The sequence below is a fragment of the Aromatoleum toluolicum genome (genome assembly GCF_012911005.2).
Lineage (GTDB): Bacteria > Pseudomonadota > Gammaproteobacteria > Burkholderiales > Rhodocyclaceae > Aromatoleum > Aromatoleum toluolicum.
On sequence record NZ_WTVS01000019.1, the window covers coordinates 79,331 to 89,212 of the forward strand.

Below are 9,882 nucleotides of genomic sequence, written 5' to 3' on the forward strand. Positions count from 1 at the left end.
GGCGCGGGGGACGATGAAGCTGAAGGTGCTGGGCTGCAGCGGAGGCATTGGCGGACCCGAGGCCCGCACGACCGCCTTTCTCGCCGACGATGACATCCTGATCGACTGTGGCACCGGGGTTGGCGACCTGGAGCTGGAGGCCCTTGCGGCCGTCGATCACATCTTCGTCACGCACTCGCATATGGACCACATCGCGGCGATTCCGTTGATCGTCGATGCGGTCGGCGAAATGCGCGGCGTGCCGATCACCGTGCATGCGATCCCCGAAGTCCTGCGCATCCTGCGCGCCCATGTCTTCAACTGGCTGATCTGGCCCGATTTCACGGCCATTCCCGATCGGCGCAGACCCTTCCTGCGATTTCAGCCGATCAAGGTCGGCGAGGAGGTCAGGCTCGGTACGCGCACGATCACTGCGCTGCCGGCACTGCACAGCGTGCCCGCGGTCGCCTATTGTCTCGACAGCGGGAACGGCCAGTTGGTGTATACGGGGGACACCACGTACTCGCCGGAACTGGTGGCGGCAATCAATGCCTGCCGCGACCTGCGCCACCTGATCATCGAGACCGCCTTTTCCGATGAGCAGCACGGACTGGCGCTCGCTGCGCGTCATCTGAGCCCGAGCATGGTGGCAGCCTTTCTCAACGAAATCGCGCGCACCCCCGAAGTGCATATCAGCCATATCAAGCCGGGGCAGGGCGAGCGCGTCATGGCGCAGATCGCGGCCGCGGGGGCGCGTCTGCACGCGATCGCGTTGCGGCAGGGGCAGGTCATCGAGTTCTGATTCTCGCGCTGCCCGGGTATCGCTAGAATGGCCGGTTCCGAATGCTTGCCATTCAACCGTCCCGCACAGCAGGTACCGCATGTCCATCAGCACGACGCAAGGAAGACCCGGAGCCGGGGGAGAGGTCGCGATGCGGCTGGCCTTCTTCAAGGGCCTGCAGGCGATCACCGCCCGCATCCACGCGAGCAAGGATATCGACGAGATCGTGTCCGAGCTGTCGACCGAGCTGTGCGCGCTGTTTGCGGCCGAACGCCTGTCGTTTTTCGTCGTCAACGAAAGCGGTTCGCACCTGGTGGCCCGGGTCAAGACCGGCCGCGGAGCAGCGCCGGGCGCACGCCTGCCGATCGACGAGAGCAGCATTGCGGGTTACGTTGCGCTGACCCGCGAGGCGCTCAATCTGCATGACGTCTATGATGCCGTCGAGCTTGCCGCGATCTCGCCGGCGCTGCGTTTTCGCACCATCAGCGACAACCTTGCCGGGGTGCGCACGCGGCAGATGCTGTGCGCGCCGATCGTCGATCCGAACAGCGACAAGCTGCACGGCGTCATCCAGGTGATCAATCCGCTGAGCGGTGCGGATTTCTCGCCCGTCGCGAAGGAAGGCCTGCTGGGGCTGGCGCAGACGCTCGGCGTGGCCTTCGCGCAGCGCAGCAACGCGCCGGCGGCGCTACGCTCGCGCTACGACGCGTTGATTGCCGATGGGCGCCTCGTTGCGGGCGAGATGGATGACGCGATGCGGATTTCGCGCGAGACCGGCGCCCACGTCGAGGACGTGCTGGTGGAAAAGTACGGCCTCAGCCTGCCGCTGATCGGCGACGCGGCCGCACGCTTCTTCAACGTCGCGTACGAGCCTTTCCGCACCGACCGCGTCAAGCAGATGGACCTGCTGCGCAACATCAAGCGCGAATATGTGCAGCAGAACCAGTGGTTGCCGCTGGAGGAGACCAACGAGGGCGTCATCCTGCTCACCTACGATCCCGAGCAGGTGCGCGTGTCGCGCGTCGCCGAGAACGTGTTCCCGCGGAAGAAGCTCGCCTATCGCGTGACGACGCACTGCGAGTTCGAGCAGACCGTCGACCATTACTTCGAGCCGACGATCGAGAGCGGTTCGGTCGATGATCTGCTGCACGACCTCATGGACGACGAGCAGGAGGGCTCGGTCGCAGACGACGTCTCCGCGGCGGCCGACAACGAGCTCGTCAAGCTCGTGAACAAGATCATCATCGATGCGCATCGCCAGGGCGCTTCCGACATCCACATCGAACCGCGGCCGGGCAAGGAAAAGACGCTGATCCGCTTCCGCAAGGACGGCACGCTCGTGCCCTATATCCAGATCCCCGCGAGCTACCGCAATCCGCTCGTCACGCGCATCAAGATCATGTGCGACCTGGACATTTCCGAGCGCCGCCGGCCGCAGGACGGCAAGATCAAGTTCCGCAAGTTCGCGCCGCTCGACATCGAGCTGCGCGTCGCCACGGTGCCGACCGCGGGCGGAATGGAAGACGTCGTGATGCGCCTGCTCGCCGACAGCGAACCGCTGCCGCTCGACAAGCTCGGGCTCAGTCCGCACAACCTCGCGCGCCTGAAATCGGTGATCGTGAAGCCCTACGGCCTGTTCTTCGTGTGCGGCCCGACCGGTTCGGGCAAGACGACGACGCTGCATTCCATCCTTGGCCACATCAACACGCCCGAGACCAAGATCTGGACCGCCGAGGATCCGGTCGAAATCACGCAGAAGGGCCTGCGCCAGGTGCAGGTGAACCGCAAGGCGGGGCTGGATTTCGCGACCATGATGCGCTCCTTCCTGCGCGCCGACCCGGACGTGATCATGGTCGGCGAGATGCGCGACAAGGAGACCGTGTCGGTCGGCATCGAGGCTTCGCTCACCGGCCACCTCGTGTTCTCGACGCTGCACACCAACAGCGCGCCGGAATCGATCGTGCGCCTGCTCGACATGGGCATGGATCCGTTCAACTTCGGCGACGCGCTGCTCGGCGTGCTCGCGCAGCGCCTCACCAAGCGCCTGTGCAAGTGCAAGGAGGCCTATCGCCCGGACGACGGCGAAGTACAGCAGATCCTCGACGAGTACTGCGAGGACATGGCAGGGACGCCGGATTTCCAGGCCGATCCGGCGGTGGCGCGCGCGGCGGTGCTGGCGCGGCTGAAGGCCGAGCATGGCGGTGCCGATGGACACTTCACGCTCTACCGCCCGGTGGGCTGCGCCGAGTGCAACGGCGGCTATCGCGGGCGCGTCGGCCTGCACGAGCTGATGGTTGCCTCGAACGAGGTCAAGCGCCTGATCCAGGAGCGCGCGCGCGTCGCGCAGCTGCTGGCGCTCGCGCTCGCGGAAGGCCTGCGCACGCTGCGCCAGGACGGCATCGAGAAGGTCTTGGCCGGGGTCACCGACATGGAGCAGGTGCGGCGCGTGTGCGTGCGATGAGCCGTCGCGATCGGGCGAGCCCCGTGGGCGCGCGGGCTGCCTGAGCGGTTAGAATCGTGCCAGCCCAACAGGAGAACCCGACCATGTTCCGCATCGCCCCCAGCCTGCTCTCGGCCGACTTCGCCCGCCTCGGCGAGGAAGTGCGCAACGTCATCGCCGCCGGCGCGGACTGGATCCACTTCGACGTGATGGACAACCATTACGTGCCGAACCTCACGATCGGCCCGCTGGTGTGCGAGGCGATCCGCCCGCACACCGAGGCGCCGATCGACGTGCACCTGATGGTGAAGCCGGTCGACCGCATCATCCCCGACTTCGCCAAGGCCGGCGCGAACGTGATCACCTTCCACCCGGAAGCCTCCGACCACATCCACCGCACGCTTTCGCTGATCCGCGACCATGGCTGCAAGTCGGGCCTGGTGTTCAATCCGGCCACGCCGCTGCACTACCTCGACCACGCGCTCGACGACATCGACATGGTGCTGCTGATGAGCGTGAACCCCGGCTTCGGCGGGCAGAAGTTCATCCCCGGCACGCTCGCCAAGCTGCGCGCGACGCGCGCACGGCTCGACGCCTACGAGGCGGCGAGCGGGCGCCGCATCCTGCTGCAGATCGATGGTGGCGTGAAGGTCGACAACATCGCCGAAATCGCCGCCGCGGGTGCCGACACCTTCGTCGCCGGCTCGGCGGTGTTCGGTGCCGGGCGGGACAGCGACCCCAACCGCTACGACAGCGTGATCAACGCCCTGCGCGCCGAGCTCGCCAAGGTCAAGCAGTGAGTGAAGCAGTGAGCCTCGCGCGCTTCCCGGTGCGGGCGGTGCTGTTCGACCTCGACGGCACCCTGCTCGACACGATCCACGACCTGGCCGACGCGGCCAACCTGATGCTCGCCGAGATGGGCCGCGCGGCGCGTCCGCTCGAACAGATCCACTCCTTCGTCGGCAAGGGCATCCCCAACCTCGTGCGCCGCTGCATGACCGAGGACGCCGCGGCGGGCGACGACGAAATCGATCACGCGGTCGTTGTGTTCAGGCGCCATTACGCGCTCGTGAATGGTCGCAGCACGCGCATCTACCCCGGCGTGGTCGAGACGCTGGAGGCGATGCGCGCGATGGACCTGAGGCTCGCGTGCGTCACCAACAAGGCCGAGGCCTTCACGCTGCCGCTGCTCGAACGCATGGGCCTGACGCCGTATTTCGGCGCGGTCGTCAGCGGCGACACGCTGCCGGTGAAGAAGCCCGACCCGGCCGTGCTGCACCACGCATGCGAGCTGCTGGGCGTGCCGTCGCCGCAGGCGCTGATGATCGGCGATTCGGCCAACGACGCGCTCGCCGCCCGCGGCGCGGGCATGCCGGTGCTGCTCGTGACCTATGGATATAGCGAAGGCATGCCGGTGGACACCATCGAATGCGATGGGCTACTATCGGTCGCTACCGGGGCGCTCGACCGCATCGCAGCGGCGTGAAGCTCCGGCGCATATCCGCAAGACTCCATCATCCGATCGAGATATCGTGACCTACAGGAACCGGGATTCGGTAAAGGAAAGCACCCAGTTTGTCGCCGCGCAACTGCGCTGGCGCGGCTGGCGCTCGTGGCCTGCGGGCCACTGATACGCGACTGCTTCGCGGGCGACGACTTGCCCGCACCCCTTGCCGAATTGAACCGTTTTCCGTGGAGTCTCCATGCTTGAGCAGGAATTCAACGCGCTGGCCGCGCAGGGCTACAACCGCATCCCGGTCACGCTCGAAACCTTCGCCGACCTCGACACGCCGCTGTCGATCTACCTGAAGCTCGCCAACGAACCGTATTCCTACCTGCTCGAATCGGTGCAGGGCGGCGAGCGCTTCGGCCGCTATTCGATGATCGGGCTGGCGGCCTCGACGCGCATCGAGGTGTACGGCCGCTCGGCGCTGCTGCTGACCGGCAACCGCCTCGTCGAGCGGCGCGACTACGGCGACCCGCTGAATTACGTCGCCGAGTTCATGGAGCGCATCAAGGTGCCGCCGCGCGACGGCCTGCCGCGCTTCGCGGGCGGACTGGTCGGCTGCTTCGGCTACGACACCGTGCGCTACATCGAGCCGCGCCTCGCCCACGCGCAGAAGGCGGACACGATCGGCACGCCGGACATCCTGCTGCTGCTGTCCGAGGAAATCGCGATCGTCGACAACCTCTCGGGCAAGCTCACGCTGGTCGTGTATGCCGAGCCGGAAGTGCCGGGCGCCTTCAAGCGCGCGAAGAAGCGCCTGCGCGAACTCCTCGCGCGGCTGCGCGCGCCGGTGCAGATTCCCGAGGACATGCACGCCGAGCCGCAGCCGGCGGTGTCGAGCTTCGGCGAGGAAGCCTTCAAGGCCGCGGTGAATCGCGCCAAGCAGTACATCGTCGACGGCGACATCATGCAGGTCGTGCTGTCGCAGCGCATGAGCAAGCCCTACGCGGCGAGCCCGATGGCGCTGTACCGCGCGATCCGCTCGCTGAACCCCTCGCCCTACATGTTCTATTTCAACTTCGAGGACTTCCACGTCGTCGGAGCGTCCCCGGAGATCCTCGTGCGCCTCGACGAGGACGGGCAGGGCAAGCGCGTCACGGTGCGCCCGATCGCCGGCACCCGGCCGCGCGGCGCGACGCCGGCCGAGGACGAGGCGCTGGAAGCCGACCTGCTGGCCGACGAGAAGGAGCGCGCCGAGCACCTGCAACTGCTGGACCTCGGGCGCAACGATGCCGGGCGCGTCGCCGAGACCGGCAGCGTCCGGGTCACCGACCAGTTCACGATCGAGCGCTATTCGCACGTGATGCACATCGTGTCGAACGTCGAGGCGCGCCTGAAGGACGGGCTCAACGCGCTGGCGGTGCTGCGCGCGACCTTCCCCGCCGGCACGGTGTCGGGGGCGCCGAAGCTGCGCGCGATGGAGATCATCGACGAGCTCGAACCGGTCAAGCGTGGCATCTACGCGGGCGCGGTCGGCTACATCGGCTTTCATGGCGACATGGACCTCGCGATCGCGATCCGCACCGCGGTGATCAAGGACGGTCACATCCACGTGCAGGCCGGCGCCGGCATCGTCGCCGACTCCAACCCGGATGCCGAATGGACGGAGACGCAGAACAAGGCGCGCGCGATGCTGCGTGCCGCGGAAATGGCGGAATCCGGGCTCGATACCCGCATCGACTGAACCTGCGGAGCGGCGGCCGTCGCGCCGCCGGTTCCGCCGTCCGGTTCGCCCCGCGGGCCGGCGCGCAAGAAGGAATGCATCCATGCTGCTGATGATCGACAACTACGACAGCTTCACCTACAACCTCGTGCAGTACTTCGGCGAGCTCGGGGCGCAGGTGAAGGTGTATCGCAACGACGAAATCACCCTCGAACAGATCGCGCTGATGAAACCCGAGCAGCTCGTCATCTCGCCCGGGCCCTGCACGCCGGCCGAGGCCGGCATCTCGGTACCGGCGATCCGTGAGTTCGCCGGCAAGATCCCCCTCCTCGGCGTGTGCCTCGGCCACCAAAGCATCGGCGCGGCCTTCGGCGGCAGGATCGTGCACGCCAAGCGCCTGATGCACGGCAAGACTTCGCCGGTGCATCACGAGGACGTCGGCGTGTTCAAGGGGCTGCCCAACCCCGTGACCTGCACGCGCTACCATTCGCTGGCGATCGAACGCGAGAGCCTGCCCGACTGCCTTGAGGTGACGGCGTGGACCGACGACGGCGAGATCATGGGCGTGCGCCACAAGACGCTCGCGGTCGAGGGGGTGCAGTTCCACCCCGAGTCCATCCTGACCGAACACGGCCACGCGATGCTCAAGAATTTCCTCGACCAGAGCCGTGAGAAGTAAGAGCTGAGGTGAGAACTGAGGTGAACCCGAGCGCAGGCTCGTGGTCTGCATGAACAGACAAGGATTGCCATGACGATTACTGCCCAGGACGCGCTGCAGCGCACGATCGACCACCGCGAGATCTTCTACGACGAGATGCTGTCGCTGATGCGCCAGATCATGGCCGGCGAGATCTCGCCGGTGATGACCGCCGCGATCCTCACCGGCCTGCGCGTGAAGAAGGAGACGATCGGCGAGATCACCGCCGCCGCGACCGTGATGCGCGAGCTGTCGACCAAGGTGCAGGTCGCGGGGCCGGACCAGAACTTCCTCGACATTGTCGGGACCGGCGGCGACGGCGCCAACACCTTCAACATCTCGACGACGACGATCTTCGTCGCCGCGGCGGCCGGAGCACGCGTGGCCAAGCACGGCGGGCGCAGCGTGTCGTCGAAGAGCGGCGCCGCGGACGTGCTCGAGGCGATGGGCGTGAAGCTCGGTGCGACGCCCGAGCAGGTCGCGGCCTCGATCGAGGCCACCGGCATCGGCTTCATGTTCGCGCCGGCCCACCACAGTGCGATGAAGAACGTCGCGCCGGTGCGCCGCGAGATGGGCGTGCGTACGATCTTTAACATCCTCGGCCCACTGACGAACCCGGCCGGCGCACCGAACACGCTGATGGGCGTGTTCCACCCCGACCTCGTCGGCATCCAGGCGCGCGTGATGGAGCGCCTCGGTGCGGAGCATGTGCTGGTCGTGTATGGCCTGGACGGCATGGACGAGGTGAGCCTGGGCGCCGCGACGATGGTCGGCGAGCTCAAGGACGGCGAGATCCGCGAGTACCAGATCCATCCCGAAGACTTCGGCATGGCGATGGCCGGCACGCGCAACCTGCAGGTGCAGAGCGCAGAGGAGTCGAAGGCGGTGCTGCTCGGCGTGCTCGACAACAAGCCGGGGCCGGCGCGCGACATCGTGATCCTGAATGCGGGCGTCGCCTTGTACACGGCGAACCTCGCCGACTCGATCGCCGACGGCATCGTGCGGGCGCGCGAAGTCATCGCCAGCGGCGCCGCAAGGGCGAAGCTCGACGAGTTCCTCGCCTTCAACCGGCAATTCGCGTGAGATCGGCATGAGCGACATCCTGAACAAGATCCTCGCCGTGAAGGCAGAGGAAGTGGCGGCGGGCAAGGTGCTTCGACCCTTGGAGCGCGTGCGTGCGGAGGCCGAGTTCGCGCCGCCTGCGCGCGACTTCGTCGGTGCGCTGCGCGCGAAGATCGCCGCCGGCGACGCCGCGGTGATCGCCGAGGTCAAGAAGGCGAGCCCGTCGAAGGGCGTGATCCGCGCGGACTTCCGCCCGGCCGAGATCGCCGTGCAGTACGAGCGCGCGGGCGCGGCCTGCCTGTCGGTGCTAACCGACCGCCAGTTCTTCCAGGGCGCGCCCGAATACCTGCAGGCGGCGCGTGCGGCCTGCGCCCTGCCGGCGCTGCGCAAGGACTTTCTCGTCGACGCGTGGCAGGTCTATGAGGCGCGCGCGATGGGCGCGGACGCGATCCTGCTGATCGCCGCGGCGCTGGATCTCGCGCAGATGCAGGAGATGGAGGCGATCGCGACGAGTCTGGGCATGGCCGTGCTCGTCGAGGTGCATGACGCGGCCGAGCTCGACGTCGCGCTGCAGCTCGCGACCCCGCTCGTCGGCATCAACAACCGCAACCTGCGTAGCTTCGAAGTCAGCCTGCAGACGACGCTGGACCTGCTGCCGCGCGTCCCCGCCGGACGCATCGTCGTCACCGAGTCCGGCATCCTCAAGCCGCAGGACGTGGCGCTGATGCGGTCGAACGCCGTGCACGCCTTCCTCGTCGGCGAAGCCTTCATGCGTGCGCCGGATCCGGGCGAGGAGTTGCGCGCGCTGTTCGGCTGAACGGAGCGACGCGTGACGTCGCCGGTCCCCGCCAGATCCGATCTCCCGCGCCGCCGGGCGGCACGGCTGTGGCTGGCGGCGCTCGCGTTGCCGGTGCTGGTCGCGCTGGCGGCGGCGTGGCTGGTGCTGACCGAATCCGGCCTGCGGGCGGCCGCCGTCCTTGCCGGGGTGCTGAGCGGCGGACAGGTGGCGCTGGACGCCCCGGCTGGTCGCCTTGCGGGACCGCTGCGCATTGGCGTGCTGCGCATCGACGGCCCCGACCTGCGCCTGCGGGTCGAAGGGCTCACGCTGACCTGGCGTCCGGGCGCCTTGTTCGATGGCGGCATCGCGATCGACGAGCTCATGGCCGAGCGGGTTGATATCGCCACGCGTCCGCAGGATGAACCCGCGCAGCGGACGCCCCCCGAATCCCTCGTGCTGCCGGTTGCCCTGGCGGCGCAATCGCTCGGCATCGGCCGGCTCGTGGTGCACGAATGGGCGGACGGCGATTTCATTGCTGCCGGCTCCGTCTTCGAAATCGCCGACCTCGCGGCCCGCGCACACAGCGACGGCGGTCGCCATCGCATCGAATCCCTCGCAGCGACCCTGCCCTTCGGGCGGGCCGAGTTTGTCGGCGAGATCGACGGGCGCGCGCCGTTCGCACTGTCTGCGAGCGCGGCGCTGACCGGGACGAGCAACGGGCACGAATACCGGTTGCAGTTCGTCGCGGACGGTAATCTGCTTGCGCCGCAGCTGCGGATCGAGGCCCAGGGGGCAGGGCTGAGCGGTGACGGCGAGGTGCTGGGGGCTCCGTTCGAAGCGGTGCCCGTGCGGCGGCTGCGCCTCGCGCTGGGCGATCTCGACCCGGCCGTGTTCGAGCCTTCCGCGCCGCGCGCGGCGCTGCGCATCGCGGCGGACCTGTCGGCACAGGGCGAGGTGCAGGGCGAGGGGCAGGGG

At 67.8% G+C, this 9,882-nt stretch carries 8 protein-coding genes and 1 pseudogene; all 9 read left to right on the top strand.

Annotated elements, in window-relative coordinates; all coding sequences use genetic code 11:
• Nucleotides 1–13 precede the first annotated feature (13 nt).
• The gene (locus tag GPA27_RS10940) at nt 14–781 is read left to right on the top strand and encodes a 3',5'-cyclic-nucleotide phosphodiesterase (RefSeq protein WP_169140370.1); all 768 of its coding nucleotides are present in this window, start codon (nt 14–16) and stop codon (nt 779–781) included.
• A gap of 79 nt (nt 782–860) precedes the next feature.
• Nucleotides 861–3,221 (top strand): GspE/PulE family protein, encoded by a 2,361-nt coding sequence (locus GPA27_RS10945; protein WP_169140372.1) that lies wholly within the window; start codon nt 861–863, stop codon nt 3,219–3,221.
• A gap of 83 nt (nt 3,222–3,304) precedes the next feature.
• A complete protein-coding gene (gene rpe, locus GPA27_RS10950; RefSeq protein ID WP_169140373.1) occupies nt 3,305–4,000 on the top strand; it encodes a ribulose-phosphate 3-epimerase in 696 nt (231 codons plus the stop codon).
• Between the two features lie 8 nt (nt 4,001–4,008).
• The gene (locus tag GPA27_RS10955; RefSeq protein ID WP_169140399.1) at nt 4,009–4,686 is read left to right on the top strand and encodes a phosphoglycolate phosphatase; all 678 of its coding nucleotides are present in this window, start codon (nt 4,009–4,011) and stop codon (nt 4,684–4,686) included.
• Between the two features lie 217 nt (nt 4,687–4,903).
• On the top strand, nt 4,904–6,391 hold the full coding sequence (gene trpE, locus GPA27_RS10960) for an anthranilate synthase component I (protein WP_169140375.1): 1,488 nt from the start codon (nt 4,904–4,906) through the stop codon (nt 6,389–6,391).
• A gap of 82 nt (nt 6,392–6,473) precedes the next feature.
• Nucleotides 6,474–7,049, top strand: coding sequence for an aminodeoxychorismate/anthranilate synthase component II (locus GPA27_RS10965; protein WP_169140377.1), 576 nt, complete (start codon nt 6,474–6,476; stop codon nt 7,047–7,049).
• A 69-nt stretch (nt 7,050–7,118) separates the two neighbouring features.
• Nucleotides 7,119–8,150: an anthranilate phosphoribosyltransferase gene (trpD, locus tag GPA27_RS10970; protein WP_169140379.1), complete on the top strand. Its 1,032-nt coding sequence runs from the start codon at nt 7,119–7,121 to the stop codon at nt 8,148–8,150.
• A gap of 7 nt (nt 8,151–8,157) precedes the next feature.
• On the top strand, nt 8,158–8,946 hold the full coding sequence (gene trpC / locus GPA27_RS10975) for an indole-3-glycerol phosphate synthase TrpC (protein ID WP_169140381.1): 789 nt from the start codon (nt 8,158–8,160) through the stop codon (nt 8,944–8,946).
• A 12-nt stretch (nt 8,947–8,958) separates the two neighbouring features.
• Nucleotides 8,959–9,882 (top strand): annotated as a pseudogene (locus GPA27_RS10980) (translocation/assembly module TamB domain-containing protein); the annotation flags it as partial.